Source organism: uncultured Chryseobacterium sp., from assembly GCF_913776365.1.
Classification (GTDB): Bacteria; Bacteroidota; Bacteroidia; order Flavobacteriales; family Weeksellaceae; genus Chryseobacterium.
The window spans coordinates 1-21,125 of record NZ_CAJYMO010000227.1; the positions used below are offsets into that span (position 1 = coordinate 1).

The 21,125-nt window shown below is 41.5% G+C and carries 16 protein-coding genes and 1 pseudogene; 5 read left to right on the forward strand and 12 right to left on the reverse strand.

Features of this window, described 5'->3' with window-relative positions; translation table 11 throughout:
* A pseudogene (locus QZ735_RS11680) lies at positions 1–245 on the forward strand (hypothetical protein); the annotation flags it as partial.
* A 346-nt stretch (positions 246–591) separates the two neighbouring features.
* Here QZ735_RS11680 and QZ735_RS11685 read toward each other — a convergent pair.
* The 6 genes from QZ735_RS11685 to QZ735_RS11710 all read right to left on the reverse strand — a co-directional run bounded on the left by QZ735_RS11685 (position 592) and on the right by QZ735_RS11710 (position 6,879).
* Entirely contained in the window at positions 592–951 is a 360-nt protein-coding gene (locus tag QZ735_RS11685) for a prevent-host-death protein (RefSeq protein WP_294248510.1), read from the reverse strand.
* Between the two features lie 1,046 nt (positions 952–1,997).
* Complete coding sequence (locus QZ735_RS11690; protein ID WP_294248513.1) at positions 1,998–2,987, reverse strand: ferritin-like domain-containing protein; 990 nt, start codon at positions 2,985–2,987, stop codon at positions 1,998–2,000.
* A 66-nt stretch (positions 2,988–3,053) separates the two neighbouring features.
* Entirely contained in the window at positions 3,054–3,920 is an 867-nt protein-coding gene (locus tag QZ735_RS11695) for a hypothetical protein (protein ID WP_294248516.1), read from the reverse strand.
* A gap of 252 nt (positions 3,921–4,172) precedes the next feature.
* The gene (locus tag QZ735_RS11700) at positions 4,173–5,426 is read right to left on the reverse strand and encodes a hypothetical protein (RefSeq protein ID WP_294248520.1); all 1,254 of its coding nucleotides are present in this window, start codon (positions 5,424–5,426) and stop codon (positions 4,173–4,175) included.
* 84 nt (positions 5,427–5,510) lie between these two features.
* Positions 5,511–6,404 carry a cation diffusion facilitator family transporter gene (locus QZ735_RS11705; protein ID WP_294248522.1) on the reverse strand — a complete coding sequence of 298 codons (894 nt, stop codon included), beginning with the start codon at positions 6,402–6,404 and terminating at the stop codon, positions 5,511–5,513.
* A gap of 97 nt (positions 6,405–6,501) precedes the next feature.
* Positions 6,502–6,879: a DUF202 domain-containing protein gene (locus QZ735_RS11710; RefSeq protein WP_294248525.1), complete on the reverse strand. Its 378-nt coding sequence runs from the start codon at positions 6,877–6,879 to the stop codon at positions 6,502–6,504.
* A 708-nt stretch (positions 6,880–7,587) separates the two neighbouring features.
* On the opposite strand from QZ735_RS11710, the gene QZ735_RS11715 reads away from it, so the two are divergent.
* Positions 7,588–10,626: a hypothetical protein gene (locus tag QZ735_RS11715; RefSeq protein WP_294248526.1), complete on the forward strand. Its 3,039-nt coding sequence runs from the start codon at positions 7,588–7,590 to the stop codon at positions 10,624–10,626.
* Here QZ735_RS11715 and QZ735_RS11720 read toward each other — a convergent pair.
* The 4 genes from QZ735_RS11720 to QZ735_RS11735 all read right to left on the reverse strand — a co-directional run bounded on the left by QZ735_RS11720 (position 10,585) and on the right by QZ735_RS11735 (position 15,028).
* Positions 10,585–10,809, reverse strand: a complete 225-nt coding sequence (locus tag QZ735_RS11720; protein WP_294248529.1) for a hypothetical protein — start codon at positions 10,807–10,809, stop codon at positions 10,585–10,587. The two genes, QZ735_RS11715 and QZ735_RS11720, sit on opposite strands and share 42 nt — an antisense overlap.
* Positions 10,810–10,878: 69 nt before the next feature.
* Complete coding sequence (locus tag QZ735_RS11725; protein ID WP_294248533.1) at positions 10,879–11,052, reverse strand: hypothetical protein; 174 nt, start codon at positions 11,050–11,052, stop codon at positions 10,879–10,881.
* Positions 11,053–13,192: 2,140 nt separating this feature from the next.
* A complete protein-coding gene (locus QZ735_RS11730; RefSeq protein WP_294248536.1) occupies positions 13,193–14,011 on the reverse strand; it encodes an AraC family transcriptional regulator in 819 nt (272 codons plus the stop codon).
* Positions 14,012–14,056: 45 nt separating this feature from the next.
* Positions 14,057–15,028, reverse strand: a complete 972-nt coding sequence (locus tag QZ735_RS11735) for an aldo/keto reductase (RefSeq protein WP_294248538.1) — start codon at positions 15,026–15,028, stop codon at positions 14,057–14,059.
* 205 nt (positions 15,029–15,233) lie between these two features.
* On the opposite strand from QZ735_RS11735, the gene dndC reads away from it, so the two are divergent.
* From dndC to QZ735_RS11750, 3 genes are read left to right on the forward strand one after another with little or no spacing between them, the layout of a single operon-like run.
* A complete protein-coding gene (gene dndC / locus QZ735_RS11740; RefSeq protein WP_294248540.1) occupies positions 15,234–16,640 on the forward strand; it encodes a DNA phosphorothioation system sulfurtransferase DndC in 1,407 nt (468 codons plus the stop codon).
* On the forward strand, positions 16,640–18,733 hold the full coding sequence (locus QZ735_RS11745) for an AAA family ATPase (protein WP_294248543.1): 2,094 nt from the start codon (positions 16,640–16,642) through the stop codon (positions 18,731–18,733). The genes dndC and QZ735_RS11745 overlap by 1 nt, the downstream gene beginning before the upstream one ends.
* On the forward strand, positions 18,717–19,106 hold the full coding sequence (locus QZ735_RS11750) for a DndE family protein (protein WP_294248545.1): 390 nt from the start codon (positions 18,717–18,719) through the stop codon (positions 19,104–19,106). Before QZ735_RS11745 ends, QZ735_RS11750 begins: the two co-directional genes overlap by 17 nt.
* Before the next feature lie 374 nt (positions 19,107–19,480).
* Here QZ735_RS11750 and QZ735_RS11755 read toward each other — a convergent pair whose 3' ends face one another.
* Complete coding sequence (locus QZ735_RS11755; protein WP_294248548.1) at positions 19,481–20,683, reverse strand: DGQHR domain-containing protein; 1,203 nt, start codon at positions 20,681–20,683, stop codon at positions 19,481–19,483.
* 10 nt (positions 20,684–20,693) lie between these two features.
* On the reverse strand, positions 20,694–21,119 hold the full coding sequence (locus tag QZ735_RS11760; protein WP_294248551.1) for a hypothetical protein: 426 nt from the start codon (positions 21,117–21,119) through the stop codon (positions 20,694–20,696).
* Between the last annotated feature and the right edge of the window lie 6 nt (positions 21,120–21,125).

The window sequence follows — 21,125 nt, forward strand, 5'->3', positions numbered from 1 at the left end:
CCAATCAGAAACTCAAGAGGCTGCTGCATATGTCTGCAATGGCAAGCATAAGATGCGATCAGGAAATAAAAGCTTATTTCAAAAGAAAAGTGGAAGAAGGGAAAAATAAAATGAGTGTTTTGAATGCTGTAAGAAATAAATTGGTGCATAGAATAATGGCTGTGATCATACGAAGACAACCATATTTAAAAAAAGAAGAATTTTTATCAATAAAAAACCTTGAAAACACTTGCACATTAACATAGAAATCTTTGCGAAATTCCAACATCCATCAGCAGTATCCATCCGGTATGATTGGCTAGAATATTCAGACCTTCTGTATGGGTATTTGCTTTCCCTTTCAGCTCTTTTTCTGAACATGAGAATGGCCAAAGCCGGTGTATATCCATATAAAATTCCCTGCTTATCCGGAAGTACCGGTCAAGCAGGGATGATCTTACATACCATTGGTTACGGACGTGCAGATTCGATAAAGTCAGCAGGGCCGGATAACCGCTATTTTTTTCCGGAAGATCGAACCTGCATGCGTGGCAGGTTACATTCCGGCTTTTCCGTAAATCTTCAGACCAAATCAGGTCGGATCAGATCAGATTAGTTAAGTTCATAATTCGCAATCACCATGCTCAGGATGAAATGAACATATTCCTGGTCGGCTTCCTTTCTGTTGATCAGCTTATTCTTGTAATCATACGACTGTAGGGTTTTGGATACTTTCTGATAGGTCTCGAACTGATCACCCTTTATTTTTACCCTTAGGTTTCCGGTCCTCGTATTGATCAGCTGGTCGTCCAGCGTACGGACTTTAAATAACGCTTCACATAATTTCGGATTAAAGTTCATTTTGCCCATATATCTTTCGACGATGTTTACCTTGAAAGAATCAAATATAATGGCATTGAAAACAATATTAGAGCCGCGCTCCTGCATATTGAGCTCAAGTTTATAATTCATTGACTGTAATTTTCTACAAATTTAATCAGAACATAAGGAACATCAAAATAAAAACACCCATATCATTCACCCGATTGCAATAAAATCTGATTTTTTGTGGCAAAACAGGGGGAGAACGATTTAAAACTGACGATAGAAACAGCTATTGAAAGGAAAACAGAATGTTTTATTTCTTTATTTAGGGAATAATAAAAGTTTTTCCCATGGGGCATGGTTCCCTGTAAGAGACAATAAAAATTTCTGAAGATAAGAGGGTGTATATGATGAAATGAAGGGTTTAGTTAAGATGAGATGAAATAAACAAGCCGTGCAACTGCTTGTAGCCTAGTGTTATTCTTTGTTACAAAGATTAAAAACAAAAATCCCCGGGTGTTGCCCGAGGATAAAAACTAATAACCATGAAAACTCAAATTAAACATGAGAATCGGTTGCAAATATACACAAATAACTCCACTTTTCTAATACAATTTATCTATCGTTTTGTAAGATAACATATCTTTTAGTCTATCAGAATGATAGGGTGGTAGGTCTTTTTATGGCTGAAAAGAAAATCTGCAGTTCCGGATCTTCTGTCGTATTTCATTTCATGGAGAGTAATAGAGTGCTGTGACTGTGTAATATAGCCTCCGGAATATAGAAAAGTACTCTTAATTTTTTAGTGAGAAGAGATATTTACCGTCTGATCTATCTGAATAAATTAAATATTAATTTACGGCAACAAAAAGAATGTCAGATCATTAAAGTTACAATAACAGCATAAAAAAATCCTCAGGTGTTGCCTGAGGATAAAAACTAATAACCATGAAAACTCAAATTAAACATGAGAATCAGGTGCAAATATACATAAATAACTCTACTTTCACAATATGATTTATCTATTGATGTAATATTTATTTTTACATAACAACCCATAGGCGGGGTAAGTCATAATCAATAGGCGTTATAAGAGCAGTCTGTACTTACAGATGTGCATTGAAAATTATCAGATAAGGAAAAGTCCGGCTGTCTTTTCATAAAAAAACAGGCCGCTTGACGGCCTGCTTTGTTTATCTGCTGCGATAAGTTTTATTATCATCTTCATCTTCATCTTCATCTTCATCTTCATCATCGTCGTAGTCTTCATCCTCCTCTTCATCATCGTAGTCTTCGTCGTCCCATTCATCGTCATCATCGTCATCATCATAATCTTCGTTGTCATTACTGCTATCGTCATCATCTTCTTCCGAAGCATTGAAATTGATGGAAGTTTCGGCAATGTCAGTTAGATCGCGGTCGGTCTGCTCTTCTTCGTCCAGGGTCGTCTGAAGAAGATCTGCCGCCTTGTAAAGTTCCAGCGTTTCAGCCAGTGCTACCAGTCCGCCGTAGGAAGCGATTTCATAATGTTCGACTTTCTGGGCAGCGATAATCAGGGCAGCATCCCTTGTCATTGTACCTTCTTCGGTTTCCTTGATGATATTTTCCCCTTCTTTTACAATACCGATAATGGCGTCGCATTTTTTTCCTTCCGCCTTTTCATCGATGGATTTAAAAACCTTTTCCAGTCTTGAAACTTGTTTCTGGGTCATCAGGTGGTGGTCTTCAAAGGCTTCCTGCAGTTCTTCGGTAGTCGCTGCTTTCTGCATTTTAGGCAATGCTTCCAGGATGTGTTTTTCGGCGAAATAGATATCCTTCAGGGCATCCAGGAAAAATTTATACAAAGGCCCTTCTTTGGCTGTTTCCAGGACAGCTGCTTTTTCAGTTGGCCGGGATTCCTGTTGCTCTTCAGGCTTGTTTTCCTCTTTTTTATCCTGTTCTGCTTTTTTATCCTGATCTGTCTTTTTAGCAGCTGCTTTAGGCCCCGGCTTCGCTTTGGCAGTAGGCGATTTTTTGGCTACGGTTCCTTTGGGTGTTGCAGCAGCGGTTTTGGCCGTTGCTCTTTTTTTCGGAAGCGGTGGCTGTTCTTCTCCCGGTTCAGGGCCGGCATTCAGAAGATCGGTAACCATTTTCTCTGTATTGTCGTCAGCTTTTGTTGTATTTGTTAAATTATTGGTGTCCATGATAATATAATGTGTAAGGTTAAGTAAGAAAAGCCGGCTCAGACAGCCGGCCTGTATGGTCTGTGGCTAGGAATTACGGCCTCTGCCGTTGCTTCTGCTTCCGAATCCGCCTCTCTTCTGAGAAGTGAATCTTCCATTCTCATCCCTCTGCTGGTTTCCGTTTCCTCCCGAATTTCTTCCGGAGCCGGATCTCGAAGAAGAACTGCTGGAGCTGGAACTTCTGCCATCACCGTTTCTGCTTCCTTTCGGTCTTCCCGGATTATCATGTCTTCTGTCGTAGTTATCGTTGCCGGATGAACGTCTTGAAGAAGATGAGCTGTTGGAGTTTGAGCTTCTGCCATCACCGTTTCTGCTTCCTCTCGGTCTTCCCGGATTGTCATGCCTTCTGTCGTAATTATCGCTGTTTGAGTTGGATGAACGTCTTGAAGATGAGCTATTGGAATTGGAGTTGGAGCTTCTGCCGTCGCCGTTTCTACTTCCCCTTGGTCTTCCCGGGTTATCATGTCTTCTGTCGTAATTATCGTTGTTTGAATTGGACGAACGTCTTGAAGAAGAGCTGCCGGAGTTGGAGCTTCTGCCGTCGCCGTTTCTGCTTCCTCTCGGTCTTCCCGGATTGTCATGCCTGTGATCGTAATCATCGTCATCATCTTCTTCGTCATCATAATCATCGTCGTCATAATCATCATCGTCGTCATCGTCGTAGTCGTCGTAGTCGTCATCGTCATAAGAATTGCTGTACTCATCATCATAGTCATCATCATCGTAATCATCGTCATCATACTCTTCATCTTCATAATAACGGTCTTCATCATCATAAAGATCGTCTTCACGGTCATAAGAACCGCCTCTTGAGTTGTTGGAATCTGAACTTCTGCCTGAAGTTCCGTTGGAAGAACCTGATCTTCCATAACCTGAATTTCTTCTCGTTGACATAATAATATTTTTATTGGTGTCCCAAAGCTTCAACAACAATTAAGCCGTGATTCTGAAAAATCAACCGGCAATGATTTAAAATTATGTTAAAAATCAGGAGATCCCGTTCCGTGAAATAATATAGATTTGCCGCTTTTTGTTGCAGCAAGTGTTTTCCAGGCCTCTTTGTCCTGCTGTATTTCCGGAGATAAGGTACCGTTGCTGTAAACAGGGTAAGCGCAGCTGATGGGGAAGACAGGATGTTCGTGTTCCTTATCTTACCAGACTGTTGATGTAATGTTCAAGATGTGTATATCCTGTCGGACTTATTGCTGCAGCGTCTGTTGCATCATCGGGATTCAGCTGGTTTGCAGTTTCCCGGCGGTCTGGGATGCCGTCTCCGTCCCGGTCCCTGCGTTTTGAAAGCCTCTCCCGGACTTCCGGTTGACCGCCGGCTTCGGCCTCCGTCCTGAAAATACGGCCTTTCCTGCCGAGACTTTTGAAATAACCGATGATCCTCCGGTCTACGGCATCCCGCCGTAAGGAGCATCCCGCCTCCGACATGACTTTCTTCCAGGCTTCACCGGCAGGTGTAATGGCAACATTGCTTCCCGGTATGACCGACGGCCGGCTGACCAATGTTGCGTTCTGCCTGTTAAAATCGGCATTGGTAACCAGGCGGCCGTTGACTTTGCCATCCCTGTTGAGGTCTGCATAATTGTCCCTGTGGTAAACGTGGTCGGTAGCGGTAAACATACTCAGGAACTCCTCCGAAGAACTCGGGCCGGCTATAAAATAATTGCCTATAAGGTCCTGGTAATGGTTTGTTGCAGAATGTCCCCCGACAAAAGCGCTTTTCCCCCAGTTATAGACCACGTTGTTGAGGTATTCGATCCGGGCTTTTGCTTTCGGGCTCCGGCTCTGGTTGCCTGTCCATAAACAGTGATGCACGGTGATATCCACCGGGTTTTCCAGCAGCGCCCCAAACCGCTGCGGGTCTATTCCCTCACCGATAAGGCAGTACTGAAGGGTAATCCTCCTGCTGTTTTTGATATGGAGATTATCCCAGCGGCCCCATTCGATGGATACATGGTCGAAAATGATATCCTGCAGGTCATCTGCAATTACGGTACAGCCTCCTCTGGGCATGCCGGTGCTGCCCCTGAACCTGATGTACCTGATAATGGTATTGCTGCTGAATGATATGCTGTTGCCGTACACTGTAATGCCGGTTCCCGGCGCAGTTTGTCCTGCAATCGTAATCTTGGGTGCAGCCACGATTTTTTCCCTGATCCTGATGACGCCGGCCACATCAAAGACTACCGTCCTGCCGGGCTGGCTTACCGCGTCCCTCAATGATCCCGGGCCGCTGTCGTTCAGGTGGGTCACATGGTATACGGTACCGCCGCGTCCGCCGGAAGCAAAACGTCCGAAGCCTTCCGCGCCGGGAAAAGCCGTTTGTTGTGCAAAGGCCGGGATGCCATAAAACAGGGACCATAATAAAAGCAAATGTAATTTCAGGGACATGCGGGATTTCGGTTTACGGCTAAATTAGCATGAACATCTCAACCGCGTATCCTGCACTCTCTGTATAGCCGGATCAGGTAATTTTTATTCCGGCTGGATAATGACATACCGTACCAGTGGAAATGCGGTCTTTACCGTATTGCGGATGCGCTGGACCGCCTCTGTGATTTCCTCCGTATCCAGATGGTCTCTGAAGTCGATGATCAGCACCAGTACGATCTCTTCCGGCGACTGGTATGTGGACAGGATGTTTTTTGTCTTCACCACCGCATCATCTTCTTCCGCCAGCAGGCTGATTTTTTTCCTGGTTTCCGGCGCGATCCCTTCACCCATCAGCAGGCTCCGGCTTTCCCTGGCGAGGATCAATGATACAAAAACAAGGATCATCCCCACAATAATCGACGCCACGCCATCCAGTTCCGGAATCCCGTATGCATGGCTGATTCCCATCAGGATCATCACGACCGTAAGGCCGGCCACTGCTGCGCCGTCTTCAAAAACGACCAGGAAGCTGGACGGGTCTTTACTTTTGATAATCGCATCCCACCAACGTATGCCATTGCGGGTTTTGTTGAATTCCTTAATGGAAATAATCAGAGACGTTCCTTCAAAAATCAGCGAAAGGATCAGGACAATATAGTTCCAGAACGGATCTTTCATGGCCTCGGGTTCCATTATATGCAGGATACCCTGGTAAACGGACAGGGCACCGCCCAGACCGAAGATCAGGATGGAAACCACGAAAGACCAGAAATACAGCTCTTTACCATATCCGAAAGGATGCGATTCATCCGGGGCTTTTTTACTCCTCCTGATTCCGTACAGCAGCAGGAGCTGGTTGGTCGTATCAACGGTGGAGTGGATCCCTTCCGAAATCATGGAAGAACTGTTCGTGAACGTTCCTGCGATGAACTTGGTGACGGCGATCAGCAGGTTAGCAGCTAGGGCACTGTAAATGGATTTGCGGTTATTGGCCATGGGTATTGATAAAATAGGAAATCTTCAGGTTAAAGGGTAAACATTGTATTCTCATCATCCATATTCACTGGGATATAAACCATTGCAGCGAATAGGATCAAAGGCTGCTGAACAGGTAGCCGATCAGAAAAATACTGATGGACATAATCAGGACCGTGACAATCAGGATCAGTGAATTATTCCCCGTAAAAGTATTCTCCATAATCCTTTTCCGGGTTTTCCTGTAGTTCAGGTAGGAAAGGAGTAGGATCACGACGCCGGCCGCCACAAGCACCAGTCCTGTTATGCCGGAATATTCTTTCCGGTAATGTACCAGCGGCTGCTCCGTGTTCAGCAAAACGATCTGTTTCAGGAAAAGGGAAAATTTCACCAGAATAAACCCAAAACCCATCAAGGCCACGGAAGTCCTTAGCCAGGCCAGGAAAGTCCGTTCGTTAGCCAGATGGTCGCTGGTTTTGTTACTTTCATTCGTCATTGCATGATTTTAATTTGTTCAGCGGTTGATGATCAGGTGCAATGCAAACTGCAATCCAACAATGTAATTCTCTACCCCAAATTTTATTTTCAGACCAATGGGAATAGAAAATCCGTTCCTGTTGATGCCCATTTAAAGAAATGGTCTACATTCCTTCCATTATATAATATTTCATGGTTGGCTTCAGCCAGAACCTATTAAAAAATACAGGCAGGCAAGATTCCGGCGGATCAGTAAAATATCGGAAATCCGGATAAATTTTGGCTAAAGCCGTTTTCCGGATTGCATTGGTGAGAATGGGTTTCAATCCATTCCTATTGATACATATAATAATCTAAATTCTAGATAAAATAGATAAAATTTTCATAGTCCGATTTTGAAATGGCTTTCATTCAATAGAAATGGGCTTCAGCCCATTTTATCATTTCATCAGATCAGCCTGTTGATCCGTCTTTTCCTTCTCATCCTGAACCAATGCAGCGCATGATCATGGGGGAGCCGGTAAAAATGTATTGTGCAGGCAGATATCTTTGCTTAATTTCATGCCATGGACTTCAGGGTTCCGTATTCCGGAAGCGCAACGGATCCCGGCAACAGTTCCCGTATCGGAATTGCTGTCATACAGGAGTTTTAAGGCTGATCGGCAGATGGTGAGCCCGCTGCAAAAGTCTTTAATAAAAATAAAATAACCTGCTCAATTCATACCCTATGCCTGAAACAGAAATCAACTTTACCGATCCCGTTGCGGATCTTAACAGCTGGCCCGCGATGAAAACCGGCTGGCACATCATCTTCCCGGATGGCAAGCCCACCCTGGAAGTCCGTTTTCTTTTTAACACGGTTGAGTACTTCGGCCTCCTGAAAGTTAAGGTGCAAGACCTTGAAAACAGGATACTGACCGCTGTCTATACCTTGCCACCGGATCCTGATGCTGCGGTCGACAAAGCCTGTTATTCTTTTGATGCAAACATCAGCATCCTCGGCATTACGCTGAATGACGATAACAGGTCGGTTGATATTGCGGTTGGCAATATACCGCAGAATGCCCCTGTTACCCTGTCGGTCAATGAAATGAAATTTCCCGGAACAGAGGAAGGGTATTCCGGTTCGGCGGCCTTTTCCACAAATGCGGAATACAAAGGGGATTCTTCAATGAGCATTAAAGCAACCGCCGGCAAGGATCTGTACGGAAAAGTTTTAAAAATTACTGATCCTGAGCAAAAGGCAAAGCTTATGCTAAAATCGGGGCTGTTTCCGGAGACTGCTTTTATGCTGAATGATAAAGATTTTGATCTTTGGCTTAAAAATATTTTCGCTTTTCTGGAAGCCTTATCAGAGGAGAATTCCGTGGCAGATATGCCTGTAGGGATGCATCAGCTCCGCTTTACGGTAGATCCCGCTGCCGTATGCAAAGATGCGGTTTCCGGGCTTTTCCTGATCCCTTATCCGGAAGGCGGGCGGACGCCTGATTTAGCAGATAGAGCGATGGGTATTCCGCTCTTACCAGGTTCTCCGGAGGGAGATCCCGGCTATACCGAATTTGTGGAACAGCTCGAGAGCATATTTCCGCCTGAAGAGGAAGTGAGGGTGGCTTTTGAAAAGGGCAGTGGTGAAAAACCGGATATTGAAAATGTGCCTGCCTGGGCGGTGCGTCTTGCCGCAAAGGAAGCTTCCGCATCTGCCGTTGCCTACCGGATGGAAGATCAGGATACGGCCGTTCTGTTTGCGCCCAGACCGGTCTTTACGAGCCTGCTCAGCAAAGAGAATATTCCGGCTCCCGTCTTTCATCCTGCCACCGGGCTGGATTTCAGCGACGGGCGCACAATGGTGTATAAAGATGTCGATCTGAACCTGTGGTTCAGGGAATTCTTTAAACATTTCGATTCCCTTGCGGATCCTGCCTACGAGGAATGGCTGAAACTGAAAGAGGACGGTACGGATCAGGGAATGACATTCGGGGAAAAGCTGGAAAGTCAGCGGCTAAGGCTGGCAGGGCTTCTTAAAACCCTGCTGGTCACGGTTTCTGAGGGCGAAACGGCCGCTGCCGGAGAAATTCAGGAGCATTTCAGCAAATGGGTATCCGGAAAGCTTTCCCTTTTCTATGAGCTGAAATCAGTTGTACCGCTTAAATCAGCAGTCAATCCGAACAATCTTGCCACAGGGCATCTTTCGGGTCAGCTTATTCCGGATTCCTGGGAAGGCAACGGAATCCCTGCCATCAGAACGGCTGTTACGGATCTTCCGCTGCACAAGGGCGGATCTGCCAATCTGTATATGATGCTGTATGCCCCGGCGGAAACACCGGAAAACAGCCTCCGGCTTCCGGTTTCTCCGGAACTTTCCTATCAGGCCGTTTCGGTGGAGGACTGCAGGATCAGGCAGGGAACTACGGAAACACCGCCGGTATCGTTTGGATTCTTTACAGGGGACCATCCGTTATTTTCGGTGCGGAAACTTACCGGTGCGCCCACACAGGTACCGCTTCCCTTACATCAAAATCCGGTAACCCCGGTAATTTTTTCACCGGCAGGGAATCTGACGGATCCCGGAGACAACTTCCCGTCCGGTCTCCTGCAATGGGACTTCCGGTTTTCTTATGATCACCAGAACCTGCAAGACAAGGTGTACTTCACTGTTTATGACCATCAGCATGAATCCGTTGAAAGTGAGGCCGGGCAGCAGAACTTCAGTGCCTTTGATGAACTGGCTCAGTTACTATACCTTCTTCCTCAGTTTCAGGAAGCCTTTCAAAAACTTACCCTCACCACGCCCGGCAGTACGCCTGCTGCCATTCCCGGGGCACAAACATTGCTGAAAACCTATACCGGAATGACGGACCGGTTCATCAGCCGCATTTCCGTTGACGAATGGCAGGGAGGCCATCCGGACGGCAGGAAGCATGAAGATCCGGAAGGCCTGTTTTCCTTTACGATTAAAGAGGATGTGGCCCGGATAGACCATACGGATGATGCCCTGATCATGCTGATCGGAATGTCAGATAAAGCAGCTGCCCTGTACGGACGTCCCGAAATACAGATCGAGGGATATGAAACCAGGTGTTTCAACAACCCGGAAACCCTGCCGGAAACCGAGGCTTATTATTTTACCCGGAACGGCCGGCCGTTATCCTCTACAGAAGCCGGAAACAATGGGATCCGGTCCCGGACCATTGCATTAAAGGGAATGAATATCATAGACAGGAATACGGTGTCCGTGTCAGCGTTCATCAAAAGAAATGAGGAACTGCTTCCCGGTAAACCCGTAAATCAGGGGTTTGTCATGAAGAGTCCAACACATATCCTGCCTGCTTTTTTTATGGAGGTTATGCATCACGACGCTGTTGATATCACCTCCTTTGCTCCTGCCGGTCACCGTACCTATCCGCTGCAGCAGTACCTGAGCTTCCTGTTCAGCTGGCTCCTGCAGAAAAATAAGGAGGCGGAACTGAATTTCAGCATGGCTGTCAACTATGAGTATACACTGGCCGGTACCGGAATACCTTTGCAGCTCCCGGTATTGCTGGTTCCTGATACCGTATTAACTGATCCCGCCAACCGGAATGCTGCAGATCCCGAAATTGCCGTATCGCTGGCGGCATCTGTCAATACATGGTTACAGACCCATATTCCGGATCAGGAAAATGCCACCCTGATAATGGACCTGTCGCTATATCGAAACGGCGGTCCGAAGCAACCGCTGTTCAGGTTATCCCGACTGTTTCTTAGAATGGAAGATCTTAAACCATAAGTATTCCCCAAAACCAAAAGCTGTCCGGAAAGACAGCTTTTCGGTTTTCAAGAGGAAGGCCTTCATCTTGGCATTTTTGGAGAGGGTGTTTTCATGAGGCTGGTTTTCATCATCCTGAGGGTATTCAGATCCCTCTGGTGTTTTTGATACGATGATTTTTTTAATGCAAAGTTGAATGGTCATTGCGCCTGTTTTTAAGGAAGCAAAGCGGCAGAGCCGGTGATAATGCGCACGGCTTATGAGGACTCTTCATCAGATCAGCCTGCTGATCCAGCTTGCTTTCTTATGCTGGGCATCAGGAGAAATAAACTTTGCGTTTACAATATAGGAGTGACAGTTCTTGGAATCCGCATCCATTTCGGCTGAAGCCGGTCTCTCTGTTGCATCGGTGGGAACGGGTTGAAACCCGTTCCTATTGATTCCCATTCAATACAAACGGACTTCAGTCCATTTATCATTTATAGTGTAACTCCGGCTCCGCTCCGCCACCGGATTGGATTAAGCTGAGCAAAAAAAATCGTAGATTTTTAAAACTTCTGTATGCTCTTCTTCACATAGCGAGTAAGCTTTTCTGCAGTATGCATGTCTTTTGTGACTTTTGACTGCGTCGAACCTCCGGTTTGTGGTTACCCTTCAGCAGGCCGGGGCTTCGAGTGCCTCAGCCACCTCAGTTGAGCTAACTAACTACCTGAAAAATCTTTGATTTTTCATCTGATGTGTTCTGAAATATACGCACCACAAACCTCTAAAATCTCATGTGACTCATGTGTTACTCTTCTGCACGTTGTAACTCCGGCTCCGCTCCGCCACCGGATTGGATTAAGCTGAGCAAAAAAAATCGTAGATTTTTAAAACTTCTGTGCGCTCTTCTTCACATAGCGAGTAAGCTTTTCTGCAGTATGCATATCTTTTGTGACTTTTGTGGTTAACACTAAGTAGGTTGTGGCTGTGGTTTCGGCTACTCTCCGCCACCGGATTGAGTAAGTTCATCAATAAAAATCTTTGATTTTTAATCTGATGTGTTCTGAAATATACGCAGCACAAACCTCTACAATCTTATGTGACTTATGTGTTAATCCTCAGCAGTCCGGGGCTTCGGATATTTCAGCTAACCTCAGTTGAGTTAAGCCAACCACCTGAAAAATCTTTGATTTTTCATCTGATGTGTTCTGAAATACACGCAGCACAAACCTCTACAATCTCATGTGACTCATGTGTTACTCTTCTTCACTTTGTGACTCCGGCTCCGCTCCGCCACCGGATTGGATTAAGTTAAGCAAAAAAAAATCTTAGATTTTTAAAACTTCTGTGCGCTCTTTTTCACATAGCCAGTAAGCTTTTTCTGCAATATGCATGTCTTTTGTGACTTTTGTGGTTAACCCTCAGAAGGCCAGGCTTCGAGTGCCTCAGCCACCTAAGTTGAGCTAACTAACTACCTGAAAAATCTTTGATTTTTCATCTGATGTGTTCTGAAATATACGCACCACAAACCTCTAAAATCTCATGTTACTCATGTGTTACTCTTCTGCACGTTGTAATTCCGGCTCCGCTCCGCCACCGGATTGGATTAAGCTGAGCAGTAAAAATCTTTGATTTTTAAAACTTCTGTGCGCTCTTTTTCATATAGCGAGTAAGCTTTTTCTGCAGTATACATGTCTTTTGTGACTTTTGTGGTTAACCCTCATTAGGCCGGGGCTTCGAGTGCCTCAGCCACCTCAGTTGAGTTAAGTCAACACCCTGAAAAATCTTTGATTTTTCATCTGATGTGTTCTGAAATATACGCACCACAAACCTCTGAAATCTCATGTGACTCATGTGTTACTCTTCTGCACGTTGTAACTCCGGCTCCGCTCCGTCACCGGATTGGATTAAGCTGAGCAAAAAAAATCTTAGATTTTTAAAACTTCTGTGTGCTCTTTTTCACATAGCGAGTAAGCTTTTCTGCAGTACGCATATCTTTTGTGACTTTTGTGGTTAACACTAAATAGGTTGTGGCTGTGGTTTCGGCTACTCTCCGCCACCGGATTGAGTAAGTTCAGCAATAAAAATCTTCGATTTTTAATCTGATGTGTTCTAAGATAAACGCAACACAAACCTCTAAAATCTTATGTGACTTATGTGTTAATCCTCAGCAGGCCAGTGTTTCGGGTATTTAGTGCCCTCAGTTGAGCTAAGCCAAGCACCTGAAAAATCTTCGATTTTTAATCTGATGTGTTCTAAGATATACGCAGCACAAACCTCTACAATCTTATGTGACTCATGTGTTAATCCTCAGCAGGCCAGTTTTTCGGGTATTTCAGCCCCCTCAGTTGAGCTAAGCCAACCACCTGAAAAATCTTCGATTTTTAATCTGATGTGTTCTGAAATATACGCAGCACAAACCTCTACAATCTTATGTGACTCATGTGTTAATCCTCAGCAGGCCAGTGTTTCGGGTATTTCAGCCCCCTCAGTTGAGCTAAGCCAACCACCTGAAAAATCTTCGATTTTTAATCTGATGTGTTCTGAAATATACGCAACACAAACCTCTACAATCTCATGTGACTCATGCGTTAATCCTCTGCCGTTACGAAGCACCCCTTCCCGAAGGCGGATACCCGAATTTCTGTTTAAAGGCATACGAAAAATGCGACAGGCTCCGGAAGCCCACTTCAAGATACACCTCCGAGGCTTTCCGGTTTTTGGTACTGATGAGGTAGCGGGCCTGGTCCAGCCTTTTTTCCTGCAGCCACTGCCGGGGTGCCGAGCCGAAGACCTGCCGGAAATCCCTTTTGAAGGCCGACAGGCTGCGGCCGGTCAGCTGTGCGAACTGTTCCACGGGAATATTGAATTGGAAATGGTTCAGCATAAACTTTTCGAGGTCGATTTTATGCGGTGCTGAAAAGTCGAACAGGAAGTTCCGAAGTTCCGGCATGGCCCGGAGGAGCAGGAGGATCGCTTCTTTCACTTTCAGAAGGCCCAGCGCATCGGTGGTTTCAGTTCCGGCATGGCGGGCGTACGGAACCACCGACCGGAAATAGCCTTTCAGGTAATCATTGACGGGGATTTCCCGGTTGCGCGGACCCGGACAGGGACCATCGGGTTCCAGGCCTTCTTCCAGCGCGATGGTGCGCAGCAGGTCTTCCTGCAGGGAAATGACGATGGTTTCATAGGGTGCGCCCGGCGGCGGAACCTTGGTCATGGTGCCCACCTGGTTTTTCCCGATCAGCAGCAGCTGCCCGCCGTTGATGGTAATGGTCTGGCCGGGAGTTTCCAGCGTGAACTGTCCTGAAACCTGGTAGATCAGGGTAGGGTGGTTCCACAGGGAAACCTTCTCCCGCCGCACCGCCGAAAGGTAGGAATAGAAAATAACGCCTGGCCATATCTCTTCCGGACTGTCCGTCATAGCATGTGATGTTATATTATATGGTAGTATATCGTGTCCTGTCATTTACCGTTGCAGATAGGTGTCGCCCCGGATCTCACCGATGGCAAATGCCTGGTCCAGCAGTGCCAGTTCCTCGGGGGTGAAGGTCATCTGAACCGCTGCGATATTCTCCGGCAGCCTCGACGGCCGGCTCATGCTCACCAGCGGCATGATGTTAGGACTCTGGTTTTTCACCCAGGCAATGGCCAGCTGTGCTGCGGTGCAGTCTTTCTGTTCTGCCAGCTGTTTCAGGAGTTCCGCTTTTTCCAGGTTGTGGACCAGGTTCTCGCCCCGGAACCGGGAAAAGGCGTTGCGGTAATCATCTGACGGCAGCGGAGCCTTTAGGGTGCCGGTCAGCAGTCCTTCGGCGGTGTTAGCGAAGGCGACTACACCGATGCCCAGTTCTTCCGCTACAGGCAGCAGGTCTTTCTCGATCTGGCGGTCGGCCAGGGAATAGGCGATTTCCAAAGCGCTGATCGGGTGGATGTCATTGGCCTTACGGAGCTGATCAGCGGTAATTTCCGAAACGCCGATGTATTTTACTTTTCCTTCCTGTACGAGATCGGCCACGGTACCGATGATATCTTCGATGGGGACACTGCCGTCCATCCGGCTCGGCTGGTAAAGGTCGATCGTATCGGTTCCGAGCCGGGTGAGGGAATAATTGATGAAATTCTTAATGGAAAGTGGCCGGAGGTCCATCCCGAGCGGCTGCCCGTTGTGGAAGACCGCTCCGAATTTCACGCTGATAAACGCTTCGTCCCTTCTGCCCTTGATGGCTTTCCCGATCAGCAGCTCATTATGCCCGGCCCCGTAAAAGTCGCCGGTGTTCAGAAAACGGATGCCGTTGTCTAGTGCCTGTTGTATCGTGGCTATACCTTCCGCCTCATCCGGCACCGGTCCGCCCCAGATCGAAGACATCCGCATGCAGCCCAGCCCAAGCCCCGCTACCCACGGACCCTCCTGTCCCAATTGTATTTTTGTGATCTTGTTCATCCCCCAAAGGTAAGGGGTTTTGAAGAAAGTTGGTTTCGTGAGTGGCCCAGGTTTTTTTGGTGGGTGGGCCATAGTATTTATGAGACTATAAACCTTTATATAGAAGTATTTCAAGAAGTTAATTTATAGTACGTTGAATTGTAATAGATTGTGTTTATAAGTGAATTTTAAGTCGATTCTCTCGATATATTTCCCTAAATTTGACATGAAATTTACTTGGAAAAGTATTGCCAAATTGAAGAAAATGCAGCAAATTAAAAGCAAAAAAATAGAAGGAATTATTGATCAGATTATTGATCAATATGCATATGCAGACAGATCAGAAAGACCATGGGTAATTGGATTCAGTGGTGGAAAAGATTCAACAGTTTTATTAATGTTAGTATGGATTGCTTTACAAAGGGTTAGAGAACAATTACCTTATCCTTTTCAGTTGAAAAGAAAGGTTTATGTAGTTTGCAATGATACTATGGTTGAAAATCCTATACTTGCAGATTACGTTCAAAACGTACTTAAAAAAATAGACGAAGAAGCAAGAAATCAAGATTTGCCTATTTTTGTCAAAAGAACAACTCCAAAATTGGAAGAAACTTTTTGGATTAATGTAATTGGCAAGGGATATCCTGTACCAAACAATTCTTTTAGATGGTGTACTGATAAATTAAAGATCAGACCTACTTCCAGTTTTCTGTTGGATCAGGTTGATGAAATGGGAGAGGCAATTGTACTTTTAGGAACACGTTACGATGAAAGTGCGACCAGAGAAAGGTCAATCAGAAAGCATGAAGTAACAGGAAGAAGACTTTCAAAACATACCACTTCACCCAATACTTATACTTATGCTCCTATCAAGGAGATGAGAATGGAAGAAGTTTGGTATGTTATCAATACTGTTCCGTCTCCTTGGGGATTTGATAATTCTATTCTTTTTCAAATTTATTCGGATGCAAGTGCTGATGATTATGAATGTCCTACAGTAGTTACAGATAAACAGCATACATCATGCGGTCAAAGTCGATTTGGATGTTGGACCTGTACTGTTGTTAAAAATGATAAATCCATGAATGCTTTGGTAAATAATGGGAGAAACTGGATGCAGCCATTATTAGATTTTAGAAACAGGTTAGTAGAAAACCGTAATCTTTCTGAAAATAGAATGGATACAAGAAGAAATGGGCAAATTGCAATAAATGAAGATGGTGGTAATAATGGGACCTATAACATCATGTATCGAAAGGAAATCTTAAGAGATTTATTGAAAGTACAAAAAGAAATACAAAAAGAAAGACCTGATATCACACTTATTAACAATCAAGAATTAATTGCCATTCAGGTTATCTGGAACAGAGATCTGTTTTTTGATCATACTGTTGGGAATATCTACAAGGAAATATATGGTAGAGAAATTAGTACCAATAATATAAAAACACTAGATCATACTGAAAAAAGAATTATTCGGGAAGTTTGTGAAGATGATATGAAGTATTATGATCTGATAGATAATTTAATTTCATTACAGGAAACAAAAACTTTATTAATATCAAAATATGGATTGCATAATGATATTGAAAGGAGAATTGAAAAATTTGCAGTGTTAGAAAAGAATTTATAATGAAAATTAGTAGAATAAAGTTTAATAATTTTAGAATATATAAGGGTGAAAATGAAATTGATCTTTCATCTATTAATTCTTTAAAAAACATTAATATTATTGCCGGTAAAAATGGTTTTGGAAAAACTACTTTTTTAACATCATTAATTTGGTGTTTTTACGGTAAAATGATGGTTGAGGTCGAAGAAAAATATAAAAGGGATGTACGAACAGTGGGAGGATATGAAGATTTTCTATTGACTTTAATTAACCGAGATGTAAAAGTAGATTATGAAATAAACCAGCAGATCAATCCACTCATGTCGGTCGAGATCGAATTAAGAGATCTCAAAATTCCTTCAATGCCTTGTGAATCCGTTGTAATCAAACGGTCATTTAATGTCAAATATAAAAATGAAGAAATTAAAGTATTGATTGATGGTATTGAAAATGAACTGACAAAAGAGGTTGGATATGAAGTTTTTATTAATGACTTTATATTACCTAGAGAAATTGCTAAATTCTTTTTCTTTGATGCAGAAAAAATTGTTACACTTGCTGAAGCTAAATCCAGATCAGAACTAAAAAATTTGAGTAAAGCATATTCAGAAGTTCTGGGAATAAAGAAGTATGAAGACTTAAGAAAGAATTTAGAAACTTTATTAGCAAAGCTCCGTAGAAACGGAGCCAATCCGAATGAGCAGGAAAAATTACAGCAATATATAAACATAGAATCTGAATTAGAACAGCTTATAAAAATATCTGAGGATAAAAAACTGCAGATAGAAAAAGATATTTTATCAAATATTCAACAAAGTGAGAGTCTGCAGGAAAAGTTAGTGAGAGAAGGTAATGGGATTACTGTTGAAGAACTAAACGCACTAAAAGATGAGCAAAAAATTCTAAAAATACAGTCTGATGAAATAAAAGGTCGATTAAAAAAAATGCTGGATATTGTGCCTATCGTAATTGCGGGAAAAAAGCTCATTGAATTAGATAGACAAATTGATTTTGAACAGTCCATAAATAATAAGGCCCAGGTAGATTTGACATCAGATATAAAACTTTACCAATCAATTATAATAAGATTGGAAGAACTAGGTATACAAAGTGATAAGGGAAAAAAAATTTTAGAGACCATTCAAAATACAGTTAATACTTTTAATATTTCTTATTCTGATAATCAACATAAAGTTCTGTTAGATTTTTTACCGGAACAAATTAGAGAAATAAAAGCTGTTATTGATAATATTAGAGGCGGCTTTAATTTACAATTTCAGAATATTGTCAGAGAAGAGAAAACGAATCGTCTTTCAATCTCAAGAATAGTACAAAAAATTAAGCAGTCCGAGGCTAGAAAAGATAATGCTGTTGCTGAAAAGCTACGAGAAGAAAAAGCAAAAATCGATCAGAGAATACTGGTTCTTTCTGAAGAGAAAGGAGTTTTAACACAAGAATTGAATGATTTGGAGTTAAGGCTAACAAATAACCGTAAGCAGCTTTCACAACTTGAGAAAAACTTCAGACTGATTGAAACTGATTTGGCAAAAAGCAAAGTAACTGAAAATTTATTAGAGAAAATAAATAAGATCATCACAAAAATTAAAGAAGATAAAAAATATTCTTTACAAAAATCAGTGCTTTTAGGTTTACAGAAGCTGATGCATAAAAATAACTTTATCAAAAACGTTAGGGTAAATGTTCATGATGATATTATGGATATTGATCTATTGGATATGAGTAACAATATAATTGATAAAGAATCTCTTTCCAAAGGAGAGCAGCAGTTATATGCGACTGCACTTCTTAAGGCTTTAGTTGATGAATCAGGTATTCAATTTCCTGTTTTTATTGATAGTCCATTGCAGAAATTTGACAAATTCCATTCAGAAAATATTATTAAAGAATTTTATCCTTCCATTTCAGAACAAGTTGTGCTTTTCCCATTGTTGGAAAAAGAATTGTCTGAGATTGAATATGAACATCTTAAGCCATCATTGAATAAAGTGTACATGATAGGAAATTCTCAAGGAGCTTCATCATTGAAATCTTATAAGATAGATCAATTATTTAATGAATTCAAAAAAGATATAAGCCATGTTCAATCAAATTAGAACCAGCAGAGAAAATAAGGAAATTGTAGCTCAGCTTACTAGAAAATTGAATCTGGGTACTGAAAATATTATTGCACGTATGGCTTTTTCATATTCTATATCTCAAGATAGGAAATTGAATTTGAACGATCAATTAGATTCTGGAGGTAAAGAGTACTCTAGATCAGTTCTGTTCGGAGATTATGATGATATATATATTGGATTATTATGTACGCATTATAGTATTTATAAGACTGATAAGGACTTGGGTAGGTATATTAAATTACATATTGATGATGGCTTACAACTGATTAATGAGGAATTGCATAAAGTAAATAATATTGATGGTTTTGATTTTTTAGTTGAATTAATTTCTTATAATCTTGGCAATTAATATTATTGTTTAAATATGATTGACGAAACAAATTCAGCGATCTATTTAGGGCTTTCATAATTTTTTTGTTGAGTCGAGCTGTAATAGGTTATAAAGATAAATATTCTCCATACGTAAAATTTGTGATGGAAGATTTATTAAATGCAATGTTTTTATGTAAGCTATTAGTAACAAAGTGAAAGAAGACAAAATTCTTACAGCTATCAAGAGGAATTAAAAGTTGAAAATAAAGAACTGTGTGTGTGATAATTAACAATAATATGTGTCTGATGAAGAAAGATAATTAATAATATTTTTAATAGAAATGAATTTAATAAAAAAGGGAATCACACTTTTTTTATTAAATTCATTTACGTCTTGATTTTACTAAAAAATTACTCTATTAATCTTAAAATTTCTCTTTTGTCATTTTCATTTTCAATCTGCTCTATTGATTTTAGTTTAGTTAAAATGAAAATAACATTTCGCATTCTAGTTTTACCTATACCTGAAGCCTGAAAGTAGTTATTTGCAAAATCAACTTCAGATATTGAATCAATAATATCTGCGTTTAACTCTTTATTTTGTTTCAGAGATTCCCTCAAAAGATCGAATAATACTTGGATTCCTATAGTTTTTTTTAAATAAGAATTATTATTCGTTTTCAGCCAAATTTTATCGCTAATAATTCTAAAGAAATTTGAGATAACCTTTTCAATATAATCATCTTTATAATTTAAAAATTCATTTCTTAATGGACTAGTATCTTTTAAATTCTTAAGCATCTTTCTATCTCTTCCATAAAAAATTTTTTTATTCATCATTTCGATCCTATCTCGTTTGTAATTTGAAGTAAATAAACTTAATATTCCCTCAATCATAGCTGATGTAGAAATTAGCCAATTTGATTTATTTATTTGTACAAAATCTTCATTGTCATAAATTGGAGCTAATTTTATCAATGAATATAGAGGAGATGTTATATCAAAATTTAATTTTCGTGCTATATTGGCAGCAAGTTTTTCCGGAGTCCAGGATTCTTTTTCTTCTTTCTCAATAAAATAGCCAAACTGTTCTAAGGCTAAGCTTTTATCAACTTTCTTTTGGTTCCCATTTATAGTTGCAAAAAGATAAGCCTGGTAGGGATTTGGTAAATCAAAAAATATTGAACATAATAATTCCATATCTAATCTTGACTTATTTTTAATATAGTCAAATCCATTAAGTCTATGTTGTCCATCAATAATTGAGGCAGATTTTATATTTTTAGGAAATTCTACAAAATATTCATCATCATCCTTCTTTAACTCCCAACGATTATCAGTTTCTTGAATTATAGTACCATCCTCATTATTGTTAACTGAGAGAATTATACTGTTTGGAAAAGTCATCTCAGCAGTATCAATATATTTTCCAATTTCACTAAGTCTCTTTTCATTTATTGGTCTTTGATTGCCTTTTAAAGTTCCATCTTCAGATAAATATGTTAAAGGTTCTGAGAACGATATTTTCTTTAAAATACTTGCTTTTAAACTGATCACAAAAAAATCTCCAAGTGGTTGAGAAATTTTTAAAGCTCTTAATCTTATTTTTTCCATTTTATCAAATTTAATTACCTAATGAACCAGTACCAAAGTTTTCATCTTTGTTTGCAATAAACCACATTCTCCATGAAATCAGACATCCAATGCAACTTAAAAAAATTGGAAGCCAATAGCTACAAAATTTTGATTCAAGTGTTATTATATAATTTATAACTAGTACAAAAACTATTGACCCAATTATGAAACCGATATGGTCAAATAGTTTGCTTTTAAAACTTTCAGAGCCGTCAGATGAATGTATTATTATTGTGTATATAGATGTAATGAGTATGGAAATCGAATAAGTTACAATATTAAATACAGTTTCCTCTAAAATGAGAATGTTATTACTTTTCTGAAATATTCTAACAATTATCGGCATATAGATCCCTAACATTCCGAAGAAAATTATTGCCCAGAAGAAATATTTATTTTTTATTGTGTTATTCATTAAAAT